Genomic DNA, 24724 nt, shown 5'->3' on the forward strand with positions numbered 1-24724 from the left:
CTAACCGATCGATGTCTACGCTCGAGCGCTCTATCAGACCATCTATCTGCTCTATCAGGACCGACTAGCGCTCTATCCAACCAATCAAGCGCTCATACGCCTTATTACATTCTGAAATAAGGCAAGGCAGAGCCGCGCCGCTCATACTATCTGTTTAAGCGCTCAATCGCCTTGGCTAACCGATCGATGTCTACGCTCGAGCGCTCTATCAGACCATCTATCTGCTCTATCGCAACCGACTAGCGCTCTATCCAACCAATCAAGCGCTCATAACCCGTAACATCCACATGACTAAAGACATATTTTTAAACAAAATTAAAGCATATCTCACTTTTTAACCCCATAAAATTGAATTCTCCCAAACAAATACACCTAAAATTCAATTTCACCCCCGAAAAACTACACAAAATCGAATTTCTCCTAATCCTTCCCAATTCCTAACCCTCTTGCTACAATGTATATACGCCACAACAATCCATATGAGGAGGTGAAACCATATACTCTACAAAACTCGCACAATCCCCAAACTGATCCTCGGCCAACAGGCGCTTCTAAAACGCTTACCAGTTAATCACGACAAGTATGAAAAAATCCGAACTGACTTTTACAACGGCAAAGCCGGCTACGGTGGGGAGAGGGAATTCGACTACCAATTACGTGACTTCATCCCGCCATATCCGCACGCAATCCTCCACGACATTTACCTGAAACACGAGCATGCCTATTTCCAAATTGATTCTATTTTGATTACCCCGAGCGTCATTATTCTGTTCGAAATCAAGAATATCGCAGGCAAACTACACATCAAGCAAAATCCAACCCAATTCATCCGCGAATCAATCAACGGAGAACGCACCGTCCTAAGAAGCCCAATCGAAGAAATGGAACGCAAAAAACACTACTTCGCCAGCTGGCTGCAAGCGCGTCACATCGACATCCCGCTCGTCGACTACATCGTCTTCGCCTACCAAAATGAACTCACCATTGAAAACACATCGTCCCACCGGCTCGTATTTTCATATGAAATCCCGAACCGCCTTAGAAACATGGAAATGAAGGATGTAATTTTGAGTGCAAATCAGATCAAGAAATTGGCGAATGAACTCTTAAATACACATCGCCACTATGATCCATTTCCGCTAATCGAAAAATATGCACTTTCCATAAAAGATCTGGCAACCGGTGTCGCGTGCCCAAATTGCGAACAACTGACGATGCTGTGGCGGACTCGAAGTTGGCAGTGCCGAGCGTGTGGTCATATCGATCGCCATGCCCATCATGCCACGCTTGCGGAATGGTACTGCATCGGTGGCGCACAACTCACCAACCGGCAATTCCGCCACTTTACCAATATCCACTCCCGCCACGTAGCGAAACGAATGCTAGCCAACCCCTTCACCGAAATGTCCGGCAAAAAGGGCAACGCCATCTACCAACTTTCCCCGCAACTTCTCAAAACGGAAAATCAAAATTTGTAAATGCAACCAAACCAGCGCATAAGCTCTTCATGCGCTGGTTTCTTAATGAAATTTAATAACGCTTCCGCTCTATGTTTCTCGCTATCCGCTCTATCACCCCGCGCACCCGCTCTATAAACCCCGTGCAGCGCTCTATCTGCCCCAATAACCGCCCAATCGAGCCAATGCTCCGCTCTATGTAGACCAATATCCGCTCTTACCCATCGCAGAACCGCTATTATGGAGATCCACGCTACCCAAAATTTCAACGCGCTCAATGTTTCTATCTATCCGCTCAATCTCTCCGCACAACCGCTCTATCCACCTCGTGCAGCGCTCTATCTGTCCTGATAACCGCTCTAGCGAGCCTGTGCTCCGCTCTATGTAGACCAATATTCGCTCATAACCACGGCGGAACCACCTATAGGAGATCCACGCTACCTAGGAATTCGACGCGCTCAATGTTTCTATCTATCCGCTCAATCTCCCCTCGCACCCGCTCTATAAATCTCGTGCAGCGCTCTATCTGTCCCAATAACCGCTCGATCAAGCCAATGCTCCGCTCTATGTAGACCAATATCCGCTCATACCCACGGTCGAACTACCCATAAGAAGTTCCCTGCTACCCAAAAATTCTGCGTGCTCAATGTTTCGTGCTATCCGCTCAATCCTCACACTCAACCGCTCTACAAAACTCGTGCAGCGCTCTATCTGTCCCAATACCCGCTCAATCAAGCCAATGCTCCGCTCTATGCAGACCAATATCCGCTCAATCCTTATCACTCAACCGCCCATAATCTCCCATAATCCACCCCCAACCCCCAAAAAACAAAATGATCTAACAAATTTCAACAATACCTCTACCAAAACACAGGCCAAATCCCGTATACTCTAACAAAAGGGGGACGTTTATATGAATCTATCTCGCGACAAAAAAATATTCTTAAGTACTATGGCGATGGCCGTGGCGGTGTCTGCGGTGGGAGTATCTGCACCGGTGCCGGTGGAAGCGGCGAAACGGGTGGCGTTTAAGGATGTGCCGGAGAAACATTATGCTTACGATGCAGTCATGTATATGGCGGCCAATGAAATTATCAAAGGTTATGCCGACAAGACGTATCGCCTGAATAAGCCTGTCACGCGGGCTCAAGCCGCTAAGATGATCGCGGTTTCTATTGGGGCGAAACCGAGCCATGCGTATAAAATGGATTTCAAGGATGTAGCGAAGGACAACGGGTCGTATGATCATATTCGTGCGTTGACGCAGCGGGGGCTGTTCAAGAATGCGGATAAATTTAATCCGAATAAACCGCTGACTCGCGGACAGATGGCAAAACTACTAGTTCTTGGCTACCACATCGTCACGGACGACAATGATTTCATTATTTTTGATGATGTCCAGAAGAGCAGTGGGGCATATGCATACATTATTACAATTGCCGAACTCAATATCACCACGACGCGTCCAGGTGGGAAGTTTAATCCGAATGAACCTGTTACACGGGGCCAAATGGCGGCTTTCTTGTACCGCACGATGCAATTCGACGAAAATCGCAAGAATGGTCTAATTACGTATGATAATCAAAAGAAAGGCTATGTCGATCAAGATCAAAAATTGATTAAGCCGAACCCTGATAATCAAAAGCCAGCACCTGAAAAGCCAAAACCAGTACCACCGAAACCGGCACCGGCACCGGCACCGCCAAAGCCAGTTCCGCCAAAACCAACACCGATACCGCCAGCAACAAAACCGGAGCCACCGAAGCCTGCACCCGTTCCGCCAAAGCCTGAACCTGAACAGCCTTCATTAGCGGCACAGGTGATTATCAACGTGAACGTTAAACGACAAAATTCTAAAATTGGCAATCTACGGGCAGATCCAGCACTTAACCGCATTGCTAGCGCGAGGGCAGAAGACTTGGCTAAGCTTGGGGAATTATCGCATATCACGCCGACGTATGGCACGGCTGCGGAGATGCTTGAGAAATTTGATTATAAATGGACGGCATACGGTGAAAACATTGGAGCTGGTTTTCATGATGCGCTTGAAATTACCAACGCTTGGTTAGCGTCACCTGCGCATAAGGAAAATTTACTAAGTCCAGTGTTTACGCATATGGGAGCAGGCACGGCACCCGATTCAAATGGTAAAATCTATTGGGTTACACTATATTCGAAAAAATAAGTACAGGTAGCCGCTTAAGCGCTGGTGTATAGGGTATAGTGGATAGATACATACTTTTACCAATCCCACCGAATAAAGGAGGAAGCGCAATGAAACAAACCCTTATTGCAGTAGTAGCTGTTTTCGCTTGGCTCTGCTTAACACCCGCCACCGAGGCCGCGACTCTTGATGAAGTGAAAGAAATTGTCGAATTGTACTATTATGGCGAGAGGCCTACGAATCTTCATAATGCGAGAAACGTTACCGAAGTCGTACGTCAGCTCGATGAATACTCGGTGTACATGACGCCCGCTGAATATACTGACTATCTCAATCAATACGCAAGCGCTGAAGCACCGGCACAAGTCGCTACTCTTACGGCGCCGCACAATCCGGACAATGTGAGTTCGAATATGATGTACGGAAACGTCGGATATTTGAAAATTAAGGCATTCTCTGCGCATTTACAAGAAGACGTCAACGCTCACTGGTCACGTCTGAAAGCGGCGGGAGCGAAGAGATTGATTCTTGATTTACGTTTTAACGGTGGCGGCTACGTAGACAGCGCTGAACAATTACTAGGCTTCTTTCCGAGAGTAAAAGAAGCGTATAAACTGCAAACGCGCATGGGGACACAGGCAGGGAAAGTCGTCCCGGCGAAAAATCAATTCCCCGTAGACACGTACGTACTCGTCAACCGCTACTCGGCTTCCGCTTCGGAAATTGTGGCAGTCAGCCTTAAAGATCAAAGCGCAGCGAACATAGTAGGGGAGACGACAAAAGGAAAAGGTAGCGTCCAGTCGTTATTTGAATTAGAAAACGGGGGCGCACTGAAACTCACGACGGGTCACTATACAGGACCTAAAGGAACGCCTGTACAACACAAAGGCGTCGAGCCGAATATCAAATTGAAATCAGGCACGGAGCACGCAGGTATGCACAAGCGCCTTGTCACGTCTGATTTGGCCGCGCGGGGCTACCAGTTCATCAAAGGACCAACAGGCGTAGCGCAGTCAAAAGTATTCAACGTCGAGTTCACGCAGAAAATGAACTTTGGGCCAGCGAAAGATTTTAACAAGATGGAACTTGTGAAGTTTGGAAGCGTCTCTATACAAACGGCTAAAAAGGCTAGTAATGATAAAACGATGACGATCCAGCCAGCGAAACCTATGGCGCTTGGGGCAGAGTATATGCTCATTGTGCATCCGGGCATAGCAGGGGCTAACGGCTTGAGTGTGGTGAAGGGGACGTATACGCCTTTTACTGTGCAAGCACGAGCGCTGGTACGAGCTAAATAAATTGGTGATGAGTAAGAGAAGTTGGTATACTGTTATGGATGGAGTAGGGGTGGAGGCAACGTGGATCGACGCTGCAGGCGGACGCTTTCCCATGGGCTCGGCTTGAGCCGCTTCCTACGCTTCGCTTCGTCCAGGGTCTCAAGGCTTTCGCTGATCCATCGGGAGTCACCGCCTTCCGCTTACGATCCACTGTGTTTCCTTCTGGAGTTTGTACGGAAGTGCCTAAAACCTAAAGTACTCTATTATTAATTAAATTGTATTTACAAGTTTAGGGATGAAGAAATTCATCCTTTCTCTTTGAACTTACTTGTGTTGGGCACTTGAATTCCAAGGTCTTGAACGGAAGATCTCAACACAGTGATAAAAGCGGTTGCTTTGTGCCACCACATTCCAGGTAGGATCGGAACGAAAGGCGGCGACTCCCGCGGGAAAAGCAATTACTTCTGCGATTAAAAGCGAAGCGTTATGAGCATGAGCCTTGAGACCCCGGCCAGATGCCTTAATTTCTGCAAAGTACACAGAAATACGGCAAAGCGAACTCTTCGTTGTTCGCTTGGCTCAAGCCATGCCCGCAGGAAAGCGTCCGCCTGTAGTGCAGATCCCAAACCCCAACACAAAGTCTCACAAAGTTTCACATAGACACATCACCACAACCTAAAACAAGAAAGCGAAGGTATCATACACTATGGAAAAGAAATTATGCGTAGTAGGCCTAGGTTATATCGGTCTTCCGACTGCCGTTATGTTCGCAAACAGCGGCTTGCAAGTACACGGCGTCGACCGTAATGAACACGTCGTTCAACTGATCAACAATAAACAATTACATATAGAAGAAAACGGTTTGCAAGAGCGTTTGGAGAAAGCGGTAGACGAAGGACACTTCCAAGCCTCTACTACACCAGTAGAAGCGGATGTCTATATCATCGCAGTTCCGTCACCGATCAATCCGGACAACACAGCGAACTTAGAATTCATCCGTGCGGCGACCGCATCGATCGTGCCGTTCGTCAAAAAAGGCGCACTAGTGATCTTGGAATCAACAGTTCCACCAAAGACGGTCGAAAACGTCATGTTGCCTGAATTGCGTAAAACGGATCTCATTATCGGAGAAGAACTATTCGTCTCTCACTCACCTGAACGCGTAATTCCAGGTAAGATCTTCGAAGAACTAGTACACAACGACCGCATCGTTGGCGGTATCAATGCGAAATCAGCGGAAATGACAAAGGAGCTTTACGAAGTGTTCGTCAAAGGAACGATCCACTTAACGGACGCTACAACGGCGGAATTGGTTAAAGTGATGGAAAACACGTACCGTGACGTTAACATTGCCTTTGCCAATGAACTCGCAAAAATTGCGGAAGGTATCGATGTGGATATTTGGGAAGCAATCAAATTTGCAAACTTCCATCCACGCGTCAATATTCATACACCAGGCCCAGGCGTCGGTGGTCACTGTATCGCAGTTGATCCATGGTTCTTAGTGGAATTGGCACCTGAAAAAGCAGACATTATCAAAAAAGCACGTCTAACGAACGATGGCATGCCGATGTATACAGCGAAACGCGCACAGCGTTTGCTTCAAGAATACAATATCGAAAACGGTAAAGTGGCGGTTCTCGGTTTGGCATTCAAAGGAAACGTCGACGACATGCGTGAAAGCCCGTCAACGAAAGTAATTGATTCGCTGCAAGATTTGGGTCTAGACGTCGTATCATTCGATCCACACATCAAAGAATTACAGCATTCGACGCAAGTTGCAACGCTTGAAGAAGCAATCGGCACAGCGGATCTTCTTCTATTAACTACTGACCATGACCAATTCAAACAACTGAATCCGGCAGACTTGCAGACTAAACAGCCAAGACCAATTATATTGGATACGAAAAACGCTCTCCCAGCAGATGCATGGGAAGAAGCGGAATATCGCTTCTTCAAATTAGGAGATGGCAAAAAAGAGGGGCAGCTATATAAATGAAAGAAGAAATACTAGGCGTCTCCGTTAACACCGAGAACTATGATGAACTCATTCCGAAAGTCTTTGAGAATATCGAAGAAGGAAAGAAATCACTCATCGTCGCAATCAATCCGGAAAAGCTAATGAAAGCTAAAGAAGATCCAGAACTGAAGGCATTGCTGAACCGAGCAGAATTCCAAATCCCAGATGGCATCGGTGTCATATTGGCATCCAAGCTGAAAAAAGGTCAGATTCGTTCACGTGTGACAGGAATCGACATGATGGACCGCGTCGTACAAGAAGCCGCTACACGCGGAAAGCGCATTTTCCTCTATGGCGCGAAACCTGGCGTGGCGCAAGAAGCGGCAGCGAGATTGCAAGTCATGCATCCGAACATTCAAATCGCTGGCGTCCAGCACGGCTATGAAAAAGACGTACAAGTCGTACTCGACACGATTAATCAAGCAAAACCAGATATATTATTTGTGGCGATGGGTTCACCGAAGCAAGAGCAGTGGATTGAACAACACCGCGATCAGTTACATCCGATGTTGTTTCAAGGAGTAGGCGGATCGTTCGACGTGCTGGCGGGCAATATCAAACGCGCACCGGCAGTGTTCCAAAAGGCAGGGGCGGAATGGTTGTATCGATTATTGCTGGAACCGAGCCGGATTAAACGTCAAATGAATTTGCCGAAGTTTTTGGTTGAGGTGTATCGGAAGAGGTAATTTGAGACAGTGCATGAACAGATTAGGGGAGACGAGGTTAGGGGTTGGGGATTTGCGCTTCGGAAGGGACGCGTTCCTGAGGACTCGCGGTGAGCCAACCAGGTCGTAAACTCCCTTTCGGTTATCTCACCTGTCGAGATGATCCTCTGGGAGTCGCCCCTCCTACGCGCTAATCCCTTACGGAGTTGGCGGGTCATAAATATTGATGTTCATTGAATGTAGAATTGGTATTGTACTAGAATCTGAACGTGAACTTTACCAAGCTCGAAGATCAAAATAAATAACACACTTTCTCCAGTAAGTGATTCAAGTACTTCCACTTTCAACGTAGGTTAGAAGCACCAGTGAGGGCGTTCAAAAGCGCTTCCCTCGCTGGAGCTTCCATCCTAACCCACAAACCTATCTCTCTACTATTCCAAAGTAAATCTAGTAATAACTTAAACCTACTAACAAAAGTTAATTAGGAAATTTTCTACTAGTAACTTACTATCTTGTAATCTAGTGAATTAGGTGGTAGAATACGAAAGTGTAAGGTAATTTTCTCTTTAGCATATAGCACAATACGTGCAAAGCGTTACGGTTGGTTGACCGCAAACAAAAAGGCTTGAACAGTTCCCATCTGTTCAAGCCTTTTTGTTTGGCAAAAATCCCTTGCATGTCTAAGAGACTCTCTTTTTAAAACGCTTTGGAAAATACTTGTATTTTATTATTCTTTCGATACAATAATAGACGGGACATAAATATTTTGTCACACTGTGCTATTAGACTAGTAAATTATCTAACATTCAATTGACTTTTAGCACTTTCTTATCTATACTTTAAGTTGTAATGCCTACTACTTTCATACATAGGTAGTTTCTGGCAAAAACAAGAGATATTACGAGGAGGAAATTATTTAATGGCTAACCAACCAACGAAATACCGTAAGTTTGTAGTAGGGGCTGCTTCAGCTGCACTAGTTGCATCAGCAGTAGCACCAGTAGCAATGGCTGCAACTTTCACGGATGTAAAAGACAACAACTCACACAAAGAGGCAATCGACGCTCTTTCTAATGCAGGTGTAATTTCAGGTTATGAAGACGGAACATTCAAACCTAACAAAACACTTACTCGTTCTGACGTAGTAAAATTGATGGGTAAATGGTTAGTATCTGAAGGATATAAAGTACCTACAGACTACAAAACTAAACCACGTTTCTCAGACTTGAAGACTACATCTAACGATGAGCTTCTAAAAATGTCTGCACTAGTTTATGACAACGGCGTATTCGTTGGTAAACCAGACGGTTCACTTGATCCAGCAGGCGACATCACTCGTGAAAACATGGCAATCGTTCTTGTTCGTGCATTCGACCGCGTACATGACGTTGACCTAACATCTTACGTGAAAGACCAAGATTTCAAGAAAGACGTTACAGATCTAGGTAAAGCGAAAGCTGAAGCTCGTCCTGCTATCGACGTTCTAGACTTCTTCGACATCACAAACCCAGCTGCACCAGAATTCAACCCTAAATCAACAACAACTCGTGGACAATTCGCTTCATTCCTTTACAAGACTACTTTAGTAGACTTCGATGAAATTGGTGGCGGAGTTGTAGCTCCTGGAGTTGCTACTGTTAAAGGCATCAACGCTACTACAGTAGAAGTAACTTTCAAAGACGAAGTGAAAAACATTGATTCTTTGAAATTCTCTATCGATGGTTTGACTGTTTCTAACGCAGCGGTTAAACAAACTGATAACAAAACTGTTGTATTGACTACTGCTACTCAAAAGGGTGGAGAAAAGTACACAGTACAGTTGGACGGCAAAGCTATCGGATCATTCACTGGTATCGAAGCAACTGTTCCAACAACTATCAAAATCACTAACCAATCAGTACAAGGTAAAACTGGACAACAGGTTATCCTTTCTGCTGACACTGGCGTGAAAAAAGCTGGTATTCCTGTAACTTTCAACGTGAAAGCTAACACTATCGGCACAACTAACAAAGACCAAGTCTTCGAAGCATTGACTAACGAAGATGGAATCGCAACATTCTCTTACACTCAATACTCTGCAGGACAAGATCAAGTAACAGCTTACCCAACAGGTGCGCCAACAGTACGCAGCATCGGTTATGTATTCTGGGGCGTTGACACAATCCTTGCAGTTGAAGATGTAACTGCTGGAAATACAATCAGCAATGGCGCTAACAAAACTTACAAAGTAGTTTCTAAAGATGCTACAACTGGTAAGCCAGTAGCTAACCAAACGTTGAACGTTTCTTTCAAAGAGAACATTGAAGTAACACCTGATCAATTGAAAGACGCTACAGTTAACGGCGTTGAAGTTGCTCAATTGTCAAACGGTACAGTTACAAAAGCTGCACAAATCACTACTGACTCAAAAGGTGAAGCTACTTTCACAGTTTCTGGTAAAAACACATCAGTAACTCCAGTAGTATTCGTTGCTAACAACACTGCAACAACTACTGACTACAAATATGATGCATCTGATCTTCAAGCAACTGCTTCAAAAGTAACATTCTCAGCTAACCAAGCAGAATATACTCTTGAAATCGTTCGTGAAAACGGTGAAGTTGCAGCAACTGGTGGAACTAACGGCCGTAAATACACGTTGACTGTTAAAAACAAAGACGGCAACATTGCAGTGAATGAAATTGTTAACGTTGCATTCAATGAAGACTTAGACCGTGTGATCTCTACTAACACTGAAGCTAAATTCATCGAAGTAAATAAAGACGATACTCAACAGTACTTCACTGGAAACAAAGCTAAGCAAATTTCTGTGAAAACAGACAGCAAAGGTCAAGCAACATTCGTTATCGGTTCTGATAAAGTGAATGACTATGCAACACCTATCGCTTGGATCGATGTAAACACTCCAAACGCTGTAGAAGGGAACTTTGATCAAGGCGAGCCATATGCAATTGGTCAAATCTCTTACTTCCAAGCTGCTTACCTAGATGGAGCTGCATTGAAAGTTTACAACGCTACTGGTAAAGAAACAAAAGAATTCAAAGGTAGCGAAACTGCAACGTTTAAAGCAGAACTAGTTAACCAATCAAACAAAAAGGTTGCAAACACTTCAATCAAAAAAGCATCTTACACTGTATTCAATACAGGCGCTAACGATGTAACTGTTGAAGGCCAAATCGTTTCTCCTAACCGTAGCTATACAGTTACTAAAGAAACAGGAAATAGAGATCTTGATGTGAAGCCGACTATGGACAAAAACACTTCAGTACGCGTAGTGGCTACTGGCGTTGCTATTGATACAGATGGCAAGGACTATGCATTCACTGCGAAAGAAGCTACTGCTACATTCACAGCTACAAAAGCAGTATCCGATCTTTACACTGGCGAAGTTGTATCTTATGATTCCGAGAAGAAAGAACTTACTTTCGACGGAAAAGATGCAGTTAAATACGCTGGCGAAAAAGACGTTACTTATGAATACAAAGGTCTTGGTAACACACCAATTGCTACTGCTGAAGACTTCATCAATGAATTGAAAAAAGGTAAAGTTACTATCACTCGCGAAGTGAAAGGTAGCACAACTTCGTTCTATATCATTGAGCAAGATACTACAAAAGTAGGTCCAGCTGATACTGCTGCTACATCTGCTGCTGACAAAGCTGCTGCTGATGCTGCGACTGCAAAAGTAACTGCACTTCCTGCTGTTGGAAGCTTGGCACTTGCTGATAAAGCTAACGTAGATGCTGCAAGAGCTGCGTACGAAGCATTGACTGCAACTCAAAAAGGTCTTGTTTCAGCTCCTACACTAGAAACACTTAAAAACGCTGAAGCGAAAATCGCTGAGTTAGTTGCTGCTTCTGAAGACGGTAAGAAAGCACAAGCTGCTGCTGATAAAATCACTGCACTTCCAGCTGTAGCAGATCTTACACTTGCTAACACTGACGCTGTAAAAGAAGCTAGAACAGCATACGATGCATTGACTCCAGCTCAACAAAAATTAGTAGCACCAGCTACTGTTGCTGCACTAGTTGCTGCTGAAGCAAAAATTGCTGAATTAGAAGCTGCTGCACCGGTAGAATTCGCATTCACTTCTGCTGAGTCTTATTACACAAATGATATTACTCAAGCACTAGGAATCAAGTCTGTTGATGTTGCTGGAACAATTGCTACTAGCGATATCGGAAAAGTTACAGAAGTAACACTAATTGCACTACCTGAAGAAGCAGATCAAGATAACACTGTGGTAGACGTTAAAGATGGTAAGTTCTCTCAAACTATCTTGGTTAACAAGCCACAGAATAAACTTAAAGCTGAATACACAGTAAACGGTGAAGTGAAATCAGTAACAGTAGATCTAACTGCAAGAAAATAATAAAAATTAACGACCTTTTATATTACGAGTCTTATATAAGACTCGTAATATTTATAAATACTACAATGGGGGTAAGACTTGATGAAAAAAGGATTTAAATTGTCACTAGCTGCCGTGCTTGCTACTTCAGCGTTGACTCCGGTAGCTGCATTCGCAGCTGAAAATGATGTTGCAGCAAATGGTCTATACAACCTTGCTACTAAGGAATTTGTTTCCGTAGATGCATTGTCAGGCAAAACTTTAAAAGAAAAGTTAGCTTTGTTAAAAAACAAAGATGTATACCTAGCTACTAATGGCGTTGTCTACAAGGGCACAGATATTCTTACAAAAGAAAACGAAGAGCTACCAAACTCAGGCGTTCAACAAGATGTATTTGAAAAAGACAATGGTGTTATCTTGACTCCTGAAGGTGAAGTAGTCGTACCTGGAGAAGCTGTTACTGTTGAGTCGGTAAGTGCGATTAACAATAATGCTGTAACTGTTACATTCCCAGAAGTGACTGAAGCTATCGAAGATGCTAACGTTGTTGTTAAAGACGGCGAAGGTAAAGTTGTAGAAACTAAGCCAATGTTACTTGCTGAAGGCACAACACAAGCTGATTTTGAATTTGTTACACCGTTCCCAGTTGACCACAAATTTACTGGTGTTTGGGATGTAAACGGCGAAAAATACAACTTCGATGCTATTAACCAATTGGCTGATATCGATGAAGCAGTAAAAGCGAACAATGAAATCGATTTACAGGCAGCTCTAGATGCGGCAGGAATTACATATGCTGACGAGCTAAGAATCGGTAAATACTTGGAAGCACTTGATGCTGATGCACTAAAATCACTTGATGCTGTTCAAAAAGCAATCACAAAGGTTGATGAAGATGCTGCTACTGCAACAGATAAAGCGGCAGCAGTTAAAGCTGTTGTAGATGCTAAGACTCAATCACAATTATTATCTGCTTTGCAAGCTAATTTTGCGCGTGTGAACTCTGCATGGGTTGTTAACTATTCAGTCGCTGGAGAAGGAGCTCTTCTTGATTTCCCTGGAACTGGTGCAGGAAATGAAGCAACTGACTTTACAACAATTCAAACGGCTATCGACACTACAAACTTGGCACAAGTAGCACCAAAAGTTGAAGCAGCTAATATGTCATTAGACAGCAAAAAAGTTGCTGAAGCAAGAGAATTGGTTACTAAGTGGATTCCAGCGGACGAGGAAGATGTGACACCAGAAAAAGCTCTAACTCTTGATGGTCTAGCACTTGAAGATGCCCTAATCGCTGTAAACAATGCAAAAACAAACAGTGCATTAAAGTCTGCTTTGACAAACCTTGATACACTTGAAAACTCTCTTCTAGAGAAGTATAAAGATGTAGCAGGATTTAATAAAACTAACGACTTTGATATCAAAACAGTTGAAGATGCTAACCTAACAGCATATCGAACTGCAATTTTTGAAGCTGAAGTTGGAGCTAAAAACCAACGTAAAGATATTCAAAAAATCGTAACTGATGCCAATGAAGTAGCGGTAGATTCGGCAAAAGGAAAAGTTCTTGCTGACCTTAATAAAGTAGATAGCAAAACTTCTGCAGCAACTGTTGTTGCACTTCTTGAAAAAAGCCAGGAAGTACATGCAGACGATCTAAAGGCTGCTGAAGCTACAGTTAATAAAGTAAACACTGCATATGCTGAAGCTTACAAGACAGCAGCTCTTGCGGCAGATACTGGTCTGGTTGGGGAAACTGCTCCTACTGCAGAAGAAGTGAACGATCTAATCGGTGATGTTAACAAAGCTCAAGATGCTCTAAACGGAATTGTTGATACTAAAGAAGAACTTCTAGCTGCTCTTACTGAAGCTGCTAAAGAAGATTCGAAGTTAAAAACAATTACTTTAGAAAAAAGCATTGAAGTTGATAACAACACAATTGTATTAACATCTGGCGTTACAATTGATGGTAACAACCATACATTATACGTAGGTGGAACTGCAGGAGATGCAGGATCTACTACTGCCGAAGGGTTAAGCGTCGCTAAAGGTGCCAAAGACGTAGTAATTAAAAACCTAGAAGTTAGAGGAACTCACGGTGACAACCTAGTTGAAATCTACGGTAGTGCCACACTAGATAACGTTATTGTTATTGGTGGTAAAAAAGCTGGTATTTATGTAAACAATGATGGAACTGATACGATTACAGTCAACTTCAAAGACATCACTACAGGTGGAAATGCTTGGGATGCTGGAATCGGATTAATTTCACAAAATATTGGTAGTAAAGTTGTAGCAAACTTCTCAGGAACAAATTCATTTGGAGAATCTGTGGCAGTATATACAGATGACGTTAATAAATATAAGGGTCAATATGAAGTTAATGGCCTAGACGGCTACAAGAAAGACCTAGTTGTTGATAAGAATCAAGATGGTTCAGTTAAACAAACACAATGGAAATGGACTAAAATCGTAAAGTAATTTAGCCATCTTAGTTAAGTGCGTTTAGCTATCAGATTCTAACACTATTGGACAAGTCATTCATTATTTTTTTATGTGGGACTAGTAATCTAGTGGTAGAATCTAAAATTCAATAAAGAGAACAGCCAACACTCTTTCGGGATTGTTGGCTGTTTTCCGTTTCTACCGATCTTTCAGCCATATATTATCATCTTGAATACAAATCATGAATACCCTACTTCCTCTAACGGAGGTAGGGCTATTTCTATGACTGAAGGTACCTGTGCGACACACAATTCAGACACTATTCTGAATTGCATACAATACTAATGAAGAATACTGTCCACTTCAAAAAGTCCATCCGAGAAGATACTTCAAAGAAATCTCTTGGATGGGCTACTTTTTTGCATTGAAATGTTAGGTAAATGGTCGGGAAGAAATCATGGGGGGTTGAGATCATTGATGCGGATATAAATATAGACATGACAAAAAAGCCTTTTCAAGGCAATTTTTTAAAAAAGGCTTACTCAAAATCTATTCAACTTCTAACTTTTAAGCAACTCGCTCGTAAGTATGATAGATTCCATTCATTACAGGAGTAGGTTTCAGTTTTACCTCTTCCACTTTTACTGGTAAATGTGTTGGAGTAGGAATTGGCGTTTGTCCATCAAGTCCTTGATGTGGTCGATGCGTATTGTAATAGTCATGAATATAACCGGATAAATGATTGTGAATGTGTTTTCTGTTAATCGGAATTAGATGATCAGTACATTCACGCTTTATCGTACCTATTACTCTTTCAGCATAAGCATTCTGCCAAGGTGATTTATATGCAGTTCTTTTGGATTCAATGCTCGATGATTTTAAGAAACGTTGAAACTTTTTAGATGTGAATAATGGATCATTATCATGAATCAAATACTTAGGTACTTTTCCGTAAGGTGTTGCATTTCTAAATTGTTGCACAACCCATTCGGCATTAGGATTCGTTGTCACATTAAAATAAACGATTTTTCTAGACTTATGGTGAATGATGACAAGTACATGAAGTATTTTCATCGTGAATGTGGGTATGGTAAAAAAGTCTGTTGCCCATGTGACATCTGCATGGATTTTCAGAAATGTCCTCCACGATTGTTTTTGTTTGGTAGTAGGTAGTTTAGGAGGATTTGAATGCTGTCTTATATATTTTGCAATCGTGTTAGGAGCAGGTGGATTAGTTACACCTTTTAATAGTAAACTCTCTCGAATCTTTTCAGGAGAAAGATGTTGATTTTCCTCATGTATCTTCAAAATAAGGTCAATCGTTTCCTTTTTTAATGTTGGTCTCCCCATTTTCTTCGATTTCTTTTTCCAGTAAATTTTAAAAGCAGTTCGATGCCAACGAATTACGGTTTCAGGTTGTACTTTAAATAATAGTTCCTTCCAATTTGGTAATACTTTCGACAGAATAACCCATAACTGCTTGAAAACAGTATTTTGTTGCTTTTTAGGTAGTTTGTATTTTCTTTGCTTCTCTATCTGTTCCATTAACTGACTCTGTAAAGCTAAGTTTTCTAAACGAATGATACTGTTAGATACGAAAAAAGAAAAGATAAACCTCCTTAAAATTTCACACCAGTTCTTCAAATGACGATACAATGCTTTAAGAAATCTCATATTAAACGCCTCCTAGTTTTTTTAATCATTCTAGCAAATAAATCAAAAAATTCAATTTGATCGCTAGATTAAGAGAAAGTTGATAGTCGTAACAACTCCATTGTCATCTACATATTACTATATTAAAATAATAGCTGAGGCCTTACTTCCCTATACAGAGGTAGGGCTATTTCTATTGGAAGGATTGTAGATGAAGAAGTATAAATGAAGAAGTATAAATGTAACGTTGAACAGCTGGAAGTATTGATGGTGAAGACGGTTCAGAGCCTTATCATATAATAGTCGCGAGTGAGTAAAGAATTTCTTGAAAGTCTTAAAAGGGGGTAAAACTAATGGCGTAGGAGAAAATTATAGTTCCAATTGTGATTGCCGTTGCGACGGAAAATGTAAGAGAAGTAGTCATGAATGCGAGTAAATGCGTTTATGGCTTCTTTTTGTTTTGGAGGGACAATCATGGATGAGGTACTAAAGGAGTTTCAAAACTGGCTGCTTGAAGAAGGAGAGAGTCTGCAGATGATGGAATCGTATGTGTATGATGTAAAGCAGATTCAACTCTATGTAATGGAGAGAGTAGCTGATGAAGGTCAGTTGCTATCCTGTTTCCTTTTTGTTCGATATAAGCAGGACCTACAGGGACGGCAGCTGGCTGTCAGCACAATCAACAAGGCGGTGAACATTCTGAAGGTCTACAAACGACTTCTCACAGACAAAAGGTATTGGTTGAAGACAATTTCATTTAACTGAAAAAGGACGAGGTACAGATTGTTGCTGGAAGCGAGCATGTGGTGACTTCCCTGCCCGAAGAGGAAGTGGAGCAGCTGCTGTTCTATGTGGAAAATACGAGCAAGGTAAGCAAGCGGAACAAACTGATTGCATATCTGCTTCTGTATACGGGTGTTTAGGTCAGCGAATTGATTCATATCAAAATTGGAGATCTAGACCTTTTGAAAGGCACGTTGACAGTCCAAGGGAAAGGCAATCGTATCAGGGAAATCAGTCTGTGGTAGAATGTATTGTCCTTGGTGAATGACTATCAGGAAGATGGGCGTATGCAGTCAAAGTTTGCGGAGAGTGAATATCTGTTGGTGAGTCAAGAAGTCCAAAATTACATCGGAATTCGGTTAGAAGATGGTTCTAAATTATATTAGATGAAATAGGATTTTAGCTACATCCCCATCTATTCCGTCATACTTTCTTACGCGGCTTATTTGTGGCATTTTTGTTTTGAGTACAAATGGCTAATTTGATTCTACAATAGGCCTTATTAAAATAATTAACATTAATAAACAATTCGTATTGATATGATTCTCCTATTCTTATATACTTGTACTAGATGATAGAATGTAGGGGGAGTTAATAGTGAAGAAGATTGTTTCTTTAGTAATTACATGTTTAGTTTTAGGCTTTTCTGTATTCTTTTTAGCTAATTCCGCGGATGCGGCGAATGGCGATGCACCGAATGGTCTTTATAAATTTAGTGAAAAGCAGGAATACATTTCATTAGATAGGTTCACAGGGAAAAACTTAAAAGGAAAAGTCTCTATTCTTACAGATAATTATTATTTGATTCTTAATGGTAACGCTTATAAAACTTTAGATATCCTAACAAAGTCAAATGAAAAATTAGATGCAAGTAAAATTACCGTAACTCAACTAGAAGATCAAATGGATGTACAAATAGAATCTGATGGTTCTATTTCTCCAAAGCCGGATGCAACTTCATTTGAGGTTGAATCAATCGAATAACAGTTTAAATTATCTACGCCTTTACCTGTCTCTATAAGCATTACTTGTTAAGTTAATAATTATATTAGTGAAAAAATAAGCCAGGTATCAATACAGGTACATTGTGCACCAAACAATTCAGAAACTGGAATGACAATTCGATATATGCAAGAAATAGATAATCTTCAAATCGAGCAATCGATTTGAAGATTTTTATTTGAGTGGAAGGTACCTATTATATGAAATGAATTGAGTAAAACACAAAAAAACATCGTTTTCAGTATATAGGAGAGTTGACAGAAGCAAAAATGATTTAAAGCTATGTATTATTCCAATTATAGATTATACAAAAGGTGAGACGTGTAGGTGAAAAAATGCGTACCTATTATATCGCACAACTCCAGCACTATTCATAATAGCTAACACAAATAAGCCTTCAGTTGCGAAAGCTATCGTGAAAACGGTCGGGAGGCTTTTTCTGTTTGGATGTGAGTTGATAAGCAAGAGTCGAATATAACTAAAAAAGCACTTATAAAGAAAGTTACGTTTACTCTTAGGGGAGCGTACTAGGTAGTCATATAAATTATTCAAATAATATAGTTAAAAAGATAAGTAGAGTGCAATGCTGAAGTTACGTAATGAAGTATCTGAGTAATTTAAATGGCGCTGTGCCAAAAAACGCGTTATAGAGTGGTACTATATAAATGACTGCCTAAAATGTATAGGAGGGGATTTTATGCTAAGATCCGTAAGACGAAAGTCTGTAGTCATCTTTATACTGTTGGTTACTATTGTATTTATGGAGAGCGTGACTTGGACTCATCTTAAAGTACAAGCTGAAACCGATTGGAAATCCTTACCTGATCAACACAACGTTCCATTAAACAAAGAATGGACCATTACGTTTAGCGAAAGTGTTGAAATTTCATCTATTACCAATACACATGTATACGTAACAGATGAAGTTGGTCAAGTAGTTCAGACGACCGCTGTATTACTAGATAACGGAAATAAAGTAAGGGTACAGCCACCAAAAGAAGGCTATCGTCCGAATACTTCTTATACGCTGTTTGTTGCGAACGAAGTATCTTCTGCAAAGCGCAGATTATTAGGCACTCCTGTCAAAATGAAGTTTCAAACAAGTAAGCAGCGGGACGAGTCGAATGTATTTGTACCGCGTGAAGATAGTGAAGATACCATAATCTATCAAGAGCGAGTTACCAGTTTGCCTACTAATATCATGCACTCAATAGAAGATTTGAATTATGAAAGTGATAGATTTGTTTTTAAAGGTCTACCCGAAGTGTTAAAAAAATTAACCAATGGGGATATTGTCATTTTCCCTAAAAACAGAACAACATCCTTTCGGCTGGTCAAAAGAAATTGTCGATGTCATAAACGAAAGAAATAATACGGTCTTAATCACGAAGGAGCCTAAGCTAGAAGATGTCATAAAAGATATAGATATTTCGAGCGTGTTAACAATAACAGCAAATGATTTCAAGCTAGATCCTGATGTCCATTCTCGTGTGTCAAATGAAACAAATAAAGGAGATAGACGTATTTTTGAAGTTGAAAATCCAGTGGCTCATTCCATAGGTAAAATTGAAATAGGGAGTGAAAATGGAAATCCTTATGTGGAGTACAGTGACGTTCAATTAATTCCTGAAGGAGAGAGAGTTGGACCGGTGACAGTTGGCGGGAAGGTCCAACTCATCAAGCCTGTTGTGAATTTTGATTTTAAAGGGTTCGTGTTGGATTGGCTAGAAGTAGACAGTGGCTTGAAAAATGAGATGAACGTAGAATTTAAATTGGCAAGTTATGAAACAGAACCGTTGAGAATTCCGCTTGGCATCTCGATTCCTGTCAAGGCATATGGGTTGGCAGGTGCCGAAATTCAATTATTTATAAACTATGAGGCAAGCGGAAAGATATTTATTGAATTTGAAATTGTCGAAGACAGCTCTTATAACCTTGGAGTGAAGAAAGAGGGAAGTGACTACACTCCTTTCAATCGTTCAACTAGTAATTTGTCCGCTGACTTTTTATCGTTGAAAGGTGAGGCGGAAGCGAAGCTTGGTCTAGGTTTAAATGTAAATGCCGAGGTTCTGCAGTTTACACTTGCAGGTGTAGATATTACGGGCGGTTATAAAGTTAAAGCAGCTGGTGAAATTGACAAAGATAGAGCATGTTTTAGTGAAAAAGGTGAAATATATTTTGAATCAACAGCACGCATAGGATCGACGAAAAATACGTTTTGGGATATAACCTATCCATTTCTCAGTATCCCACATCGACAGAGATCCACGTGCAGTTATAAGGAATTGATAGCAGACCCCCTTGTGCTAGCGCCAGGCGAGACGGCCGAATTAGGAATCAGCGGAGTTGATTATAAGCAGGAAACACATCCTCTGATGCTGCCAGACAGTAATATGAAGTTAAAAATGGAAAATTTGAATGTGGCTACGGTTAATTATCTTGGTGAAGTACGCGCAAGAGCAAACGCAAAAACTGGTGACCAAACATTCATTACCGTTACATATAATAATGATCGGGATGCCATAATAAAAGTGATGGTTCCGGTTCGAATTGCAGACCCAGCTTTTCTAGATGAAAAGAAAAAGATGGTCGAAACGATAGGACCAGCTATACGAAAGGTTTTTGAAACAGCAGAAATTGTCAATGGCGCTTACAGAGATTTTTCTTATATTGAAAATGATTTGAAGACGCTAGTCACGCCTACTTATCTAGAAGAACTAAGACGTTATTATGAAGAATGGATGCATCCGAGTCTAGATATCTCGCTGTTTGCAGAACCTGTATCCACAGTATTGAAATTTGAAATAATCGAGTCGAGCTCTACAAGACTAGTATTGAAAACAGTTATACCGAACCGCGGATTAAGTTCAGGCACTAATGTAATATATACGTTTGTAAAGGAAGGTCAGAAGTGGTTATTAGATGCTGTCGACAGTGAATCATTTGTAGATTCACCAATCAATCCATCAGTAGATCAGATACATGAGTATTTACAGACTAGCTATTTCGAAGATGCCCGAATAGCATATATTTCAACAGGAATCGAAAGAATATATAATCAACCAGCAGGCTCATATGATGAACGGAAGTATTATCTGTTTACTGCGCAAACGATTTATAGTCAATATAAAGTTAAATTTTATGCGCATGACGGTTCCACTGTGCTGAATGAAAAGTAATATAAAGGCGGTACCAGACCTCCAAAAATATAGACACAATTCATTCAAGACATGGCTGAGGCCTTCCGATCATGAAGACTCTTTTTTATTGGTAGCGTGGCAATTGTCAGTTACAGAAGCCGCATCAATGGAGTAGTCTGAAGAACTACCGCAAGCATCGACAAATATTCCTCTAGCGATGAGAGTGTAAGCGTTATGGATATAAATGGTCAATCGTTCTATTCATTGCAATCCGATTGAAACTAAGAATACTCATTCTCTATTTATTGCTTACGCATCACCGCTGTTGAAATCGAGCACGGTTGTAACGAGAGGGCGTCTCTTTGGTTTCGTTGAAGTGACTAGCTCATTGACATAGTTTTCAAAATTCGTTGCGTTAAAGACGGTACCAGGTCCCCACACAATTCTCACACAATTCAATCGTAACAGTCGAAAGGTGTTCTAATCGCGAAAATGATTAGAGGGACTTTTTGGTGTGCGTAGCATTGGCATTAAGAAGGTATCAGGTCCCACACAATTACTATTGGCTTACAGGTAAAGAGAGTACCGCTAGTACCGGCATTATTCTAATTCTAATGTCGTATGTTTCTATGAGTACACGATGGAATGTGGTAAAATAAATGTATTGAGCGAATGAACGGAGTGACGGATGTGGCGAGAAATCAGCTCCTATATCATATGACACACATAACTAATCTACCCCCCATTCTCAAATGTGGAGGATTACAGTCACATGCGGCGATGCAGATGAATCAACTAAAACATCAGAACATTGCAAATCAAGATGTCCAAGCACGGAGAGATCGAATCAGGATACCTGTAGGTAAAGGCGGAACATTACATGACTATGTTCCTTTCTACTTTGCACCGCGTTCGCCTATGCTGTATTACTTGCACAAGCAACAACTTCAACAAGAAGAAGTTGTTTATTTCATGACAAGTATAGCGTCTATCCAAGAACATGCATTAGATTTTGTATTTACAGATGCACATGCTATTAGACGCTTGACGAAATTCTTTACTGATCCAATTCATTTAAATCAAATTGATTGGAAAGTCATGGCCTCAGATTATTGGCATGACATAGATGAAGACTTGAGTCGAAAAGCTAGAAGACAGGCTGAGTTTCTAATCCATGAAGCAGTACCCCTCTCAGCATGTTTAGGTTTTGCAGTTTTTAATAAGCGAGCGAAAGAAAAGCTAGAGAAAATCTTGCAAGATGCAGGCAGTACATTACCGGTTGCCGTTCGAAGACATTTCTACTATTAGGAGGTGATGGAATGATCTATTCAATGAAAGGGAACTTACTGGAAGACCAAGCGGAAGCGTATGTAAATACGGTAAATACGGTAGGGGTCATGGGAAAAGGAATTGCCTTGCAGTTTAAACAAGCATTTCCAGATGTGTTTAAGCAGTATGCTAAAGATTGTAAGGCAGGTAGCGTACAAGTCGGGAAGATGCATGTGGTTCCTGTCCATGGTTTAGCTTCTCCAAAGTTTGTCATTAACTTCCCAACAAAAGAACATTGGCGCAATCCGTCTACACTTGATTATATACTGGATGGCCTTCAAGATTTAGTCCAAGTGATCCAAGAGCTTAACATTCAGTCGATTGCCTTACCTCCATTAGGATGTGGAAATGGTGGGTTGGACTGGTCCAATGTTAGACCTTACATTATTGAAGCGCTACAGCCACTTTCGATTGACGTACATTTGTATGAACCGGTAGGTGCACCGCCACTAGATGAAATGATTATCCGAACGAAGCGCCCTAATATGACAATGGGAAGAGCTTTACTACTGAGCGCTATGGAACAATATGCTGGTCCAGGATATAGAATGTCTTTGCTAGAGGTACAGAAAATTGCATACTTCTTGCACGAAGTAGGAGCTTTACCCAAACTACAGTTTGAGAAGAATCGTTTTGGTCCTTACGCTGAAGCGCTCAATCATGTATTACAAAACATGGAAGGTCATTGGATTCGGGGGTATGGAGATCGAACAACGGGTGCAGAAATCTATCTATTGGATGGTGCGATTAAAGAAGCGAAGCAGTTTTTAGATAAACATCCTGAAGCTAAGCCTTACTTAAATCGTGTATCTGAATTGATTTATGGTTTTGAAACGCCTTATGACATGGAGTTACTGTCGACTGTCTGTTGGGTGCTAAAAGAAAATGCGTCCAAAGCAACTAACAAGGAATTCATTGTCCAATCTGTTCAGCAATGGAATGATCGAAAGAAAAAGATGTTCCCAGTTAGCGACATTGAACAAGTGTGGAACTATTTAATTCATGAAGCGAAGTTTGCATCGTGAAAAGGAGGTTCGAGTGGAGGGTACCAGGTCCCCACACAATTACCACACAATTTGGGTAGTTGAAAAAGGGAGATACAAGAGATAACTATAGCGGCTTTCGAACCGCAACAGTAGACGTCAGATGCTACGTAATACTTTAGACTATGAACTAGAAGCGTCCATCAACGAAAAACTGTAAAGCTCTCATCAAGTAACGCTAATAAAAATCAGCACCTCCTGGGTACAGTCCATGTATCAATTTCAGGAGGTGCATTTTCATGTTTTGTGAAAAGCTAACGATTGTCCGGCTAACACTTTAATTTTTACACAATGATGCACTGGCTACTCCAAAAAGCTTACATTCTACTGACAAGTGATACAAGACTTTGCTGTATCAAGGTAAATTTTATCCACTAGAATACTATGTGCACCTTACTCATCACCCCTGCTAAAATCAAGCACAGGCATAACAAGTAGCTGTTTTTTCGGTTTCTGTGACACGACTAGCTCATTGACATAGTTTTCAAAGTTCGTTGCGTTAAACAAAGTCGATGGTCGCAGGAACGTGCTAAAATCATGACGGTTCAACCATTGCTTGGTCTTTAGATCGATGACACGGATGAAGTCATCTTGTGTGTAGCCTTCTTTGATTCGACCGTTGATGAATTTACGGGTAGCAGCGGACTCCGCTTTGAACTGTTTTCCGGTTTTGTCATTCAGGTACTGAATCACAGATTGTGCGACGTCGAGATTCTTCTCGACAATGGGTTTATTCTTTAACTTCTTAAGTTCTTTGGTTATTGGCCGTCCCATAGTGGGATACGCCACCGTCTCAATGTGAGTTGGCACAGCGTCCAATTGTGGGTAGGTAGTCGTCTCAAGTTGGGGTGGTGCTCCGTCCCATTTTGAGTCAGCCGGTATCTCGTTTGGTTTATAGGAAAAAGGCAGATTTTCATAATCGATTCGATACCATTTCGTGTTGTCGATTTTCATCTTATTGTGCTTCGAAGTGGAAACCAAATATCCTTTTTGTTCTAAGTCATATGTAATGCGTTTGATCGTGTTTAGTGACCAAAATGGAAATTCCTCCTTCCAGTCGTCGTATGAGTTGAATACCCATTTATGACCTTCACGAATGTTTTTTGAAATGTTCAAGCGGTAGTGCAGTTGTTGCAGGAATAACGCAGCATTTAATCCAACTTTCATTGCGAGTGAAGGTAATAATGGAATCGGCTCTTCGTTAATTAATAATTTCATATCGTTGTCCCCCTAGAGAAAAGTTTTGGAGTACTCAATTTGTACTTCTTATACTCCATATAGAGAGATTTCTCGAAAAGGATACATTGTTTTTAAAAGAAGGTAAAAGGTCATGGTTTGTTTCGAGTGCCGGGTTACAAAACATTATGAATCCAATAAGCAACTAGAATTTTTCAT

Annotated in this window: 16 protein-coding genes; 13 read left to right on the forward strand and 3 right to left on the reverse strand. The window is 41.3% G+C overall.

The genetic code is table 11. The features are described from left to right. Positions 1–590: 590 nt before the first annotated feature. The 7 genes from CSV63_RS15380 (at position 591) to CSV63_RS15415 (ending at position 14415) form a co-directional block, all read left to right on the forward strand. Entirely contained in the window at positions 591–1478 is an 888-nt protein-coding gene (locus CSV63_RS15380; protein WP_255408951.1) for a nuclease-related domain-containing protein, read from the forward strand. 892 nt (positions 1479–2370) lie between these two features. Beyond that, positions 2371–3642 (forward strand): CAP and S-layer homology domain-containing protein, encoded by a 1272-nt coding sequence (locus CSV63_RS15390; RefSeq protein WP_099696600.1) that lies wholly within the window; start codon positions 2371–2373, stop codon positions 3640–3642. 89 nt (positions 3643–3731) lie between these two features. Further along, positions 3732–4919: a S41 family peptidase gene (locus CSV63_RS15395; RefSeq protein ID WP_099696601.1), complete on the forward strand. Its 1188-nt coding sequence runs from the start codon at positions 3732–3734 to the stop codon at positions 4917–4919. Between the two features lie 685 nt (positions 4920–5604). Further along, positions 5605–6897, forward strand: coding sequence for a nucleotide sugar dehydrogenase (locus CSV63_RS15400; protein WP_099696602.1), 1293 nt, complete (start codon positions 5605–5607; stop codon positions 6895–6897). Further along, on the forward strand, positions 6894–7604 hold the full coding sequence (locus tag CSV63_RS15405) for a WecB/TagA/CpsF family glycosyltransferase (RefSeq protein ID WP_099696603.1): 711 nt from the start codon (positions 6894–6896) through the stop codon (positions 7602–7604). The genes CSV63_RS15400 and CSV63_RS15405 overlap by 4 nt, the downstream gene beginning before the upstream one ends. A gap of 898 nt (positions 7605–8502) precedes the next feature. After that, complete coding sequence (locus CSV63_RS15410) at positions 8503–11955, forward strand: S-layer homology domain-containing protein (RefSeq protein WP_099696604.1); 3453 nt, start codon at positions 8503–8505, stop codon at positions 11953–11955. An 81-nt stretch (positions 11956–12036) separates the two neighbouring features. Continuing rightward, entirely contained in the window at positions 12037–14415 is a 2379-nt protein-coding gene (locus CSV63_RS15415) for a pectate lyase-like adhesive domain-containing protein (RefSeq protein ID WP_099696605.1), read from the forward strand. 531 nt (positions 14416–14946) lie between these two features. On the opposite strand, the gene CSV63_RS15420 is transcribed toward CSV63_RS15415, so the two are convergent. Beyond that, a complete protein-coding gene (locus CSV63_RS15420) occupies positions 14947–16053 on the reverse strand; it encodes an integrase core domain-containing protein (protein ID WP_099696606.1) in 1107 nt (368 codons plus the stop codon). A 453-nt stretch (positions 16054–16506) separates the two neighbouring features. Here CSV63_RS15420 and CSV63_RS15425 point away from each other — a divergent pair, with 453 nt between their 5' ends. The 4 genes from CSV63_RS15425 (at position 16507) to CSV63_RS15440 (ending at position 20996) form a co-directional block, all read left to right on the forward strand. Next, a complete protein-coding gene (locus CSV63_RS15425) occupies positions 16507–16797 on the forward strand; it encodes a hypothetical protein (RefSeq protein WP_099696607.1) in 291 nt (96 codons plus the stop codon). Positions 16798–17412: 615 nt separating this feature from the next. Continuing rightward, positions 17413–17799, forward strand: a complete 387-nt coding sequence (locus CSV63_RS15430; protein WP_099696608.1) for a hypothetical protein — start codon at positions 17413–17415, stop codon at positions 17797–17799. A gap of 715 nt (positions 17800–18514) precedes the next feature. After that, positions 18515–19189, forward strand: a complete 675-nt coding sequence (locus CSV63_RS15435; protein ID WP_099696609.1) for an Ig-like domain-containing domain — start codon at positions 18515–18517, stop codon at positions 19187–19189. Next, positions 19110–20996 carry a hypothetical protein gene (locus CSV63_RS15440; protein WP_099696610.1) on the forward strand — a complete coding sequence of 629 codons (1887 nt, stop codon included), beginning with the start codon at positions 19110–19112 and terminating at the stop codon, positions 20994–20996. Before CSV63_RS15435 ends, CSV63_RS15440 begins: the two co-directional genes overlap by 80 nt. Before the next feature lie 270 nt (positions 20997–21266). Here CSV63_RS15440 and CSV63_RS16565 read toward each other — a convergent pair whose 3' ends face one another. After that, positions 21267–21407, reverse strand: coding sequence for a hypothetical protein (locus CSV63_RS16565; protein WP_158233977.1), 141 nt, complete (start codon positions 21405–21407; stop codon positions 21267–21269). Between the two features lie 267 nt (positions 21408–21674). Between CSV63_RS16565 and darT the strand changes: the two genes are divergently transcribed. Both darT and darG read left to right on the forward strand, forming a co-directional pair. After that, the gene (gene darT, locus CSV63_RS15445) at positions 21675–22265 is read left to right on the forward strand and encodes a type II toxin-antitoxin system toxin DNA ADP-ribosyl transferase DarT (RefSeq protein ID WP_233192158.1); all 591 of its coding nucleotides are present in this window, start codon (positions 21675–21677) and stop codon (positions 22263–22265) included. Between the two features lie 11 nt (positions 22266–22276). Further along, positions 22277–23311: a type II toxin-antitoxin system antitoxin DNA ADP-ribosyl glycohydrolase DarG gene (gene darG, locus CSV63_RS15450; RefSeq protein WP_083035009.1), complete on the forward strand. Its 1035-nt coding sequence runs from the start codon at positions 22277–22279 to the stop codon at positions 23309–23311. Between the two features lie 411 nt (positions 23312–23722). Here darG and CSV63_RS15455 read toward each other — a convergent pair whose 3' ends face one another. Beyond that, complete coding sequence (locus tag CSV63_RS15455) at positions 23723–24547, reverse strand: conserved phage C-terminal domain-containing protein (RefSeq protein ID WP_099696612.1); 825 nt, start codon at positions 24545–24547, stop codon at positions 23723–23725. Between the last annotated feature and the right edge of the window lie 177 nt (positions 24548–24724).

This window comes from Sporosarcina sp. P34, from assembly GCF_002743375.1.
Lineage (GTDB): Bacteria > Bacillota > Bacilli > Bacillales_A > Planococcaceae > Sporosarcina.

Coding starts and splice junctions, on each gene's coding strand:
- CSV63_RS15405 (WP_099696603.1), top strand. CDS start 6,894: ATGAAAGAAGAAATACTAGGCGTCTCCGTTAACACCGAGAACTATGAT.
- CSV63_RS15455 (WP_099696612.1), bottom strand. CDS start 24,547: ATGAAATTATTAATTAACGAAGAGCCGATTCCATTATTACCTTCACTC.
- CSV63_RS15400 (WP_099696602.1), top strand. CDS start 5,605: ATGGAAAAGAAATTATGCGTAGTAGGCCTAGGTTATATCGGTCTTCCG.
- CSV63_RS15395 (WP_099696601.1), top strand. CDS start 3,732: ATGAAACAAACCCTTATTGCAGTAGTAGCTGTTTTCGCTTGGCTCTGC.
- CSV63_RS15415 (WP_099696605.1), top strand. CDS start 12,037: ATGAAAAAAGGATTTAAATTGTCACTAGCTGCCGTGCTTGCTACTTCA.
- CSV63_RS15435 (WP_099696609.1), top strand. CDS start 18,515: ATGCTAAGATCCGTAAGACGAAAGTCTGTAGTCATCTTTATACTGTTG.
- CSV63_RS15390 (WP_099696600.1), top strand. CDS start 2,371: ATGAATCTATCTCGCGACAAAAAAATATTCTTAAGTACTATGGCGATG.
- darG (WP_083035009.1), top strand. CDS start 22,277: ATGATCTATTCAATGAAAGGGAACTTACTGGAAGACCAAGCGGAAGCG.
- CSV63_RS15420 (WP_099696606.1), bottom strand. CDS start 16,053: ATGAGATTTCTTAAAGCATTGTATCGTCATTTGAAGAACTGGTGTGAA.
- CSV63_RS15410 (WP_099696604.1), top strand. CDS start 8,503: ATGGCTAACCAACCAACGAAATACCGTAAGTTTGTAGTAGGGGCTGCT.
- CSV63_RS15425 (WP_099696607.1), top strand. CDS start 16,507: ATGGATGAGGTACTAAAGGAGTTTCAAAACTGGCTGCTTGAAGAAGGA.
- darT (WP_233192158.1), top strand. CDS start 21,675: ATGACACACATAACTAATCTACCCCCCATTCTCAAATGTGGAGGATTA.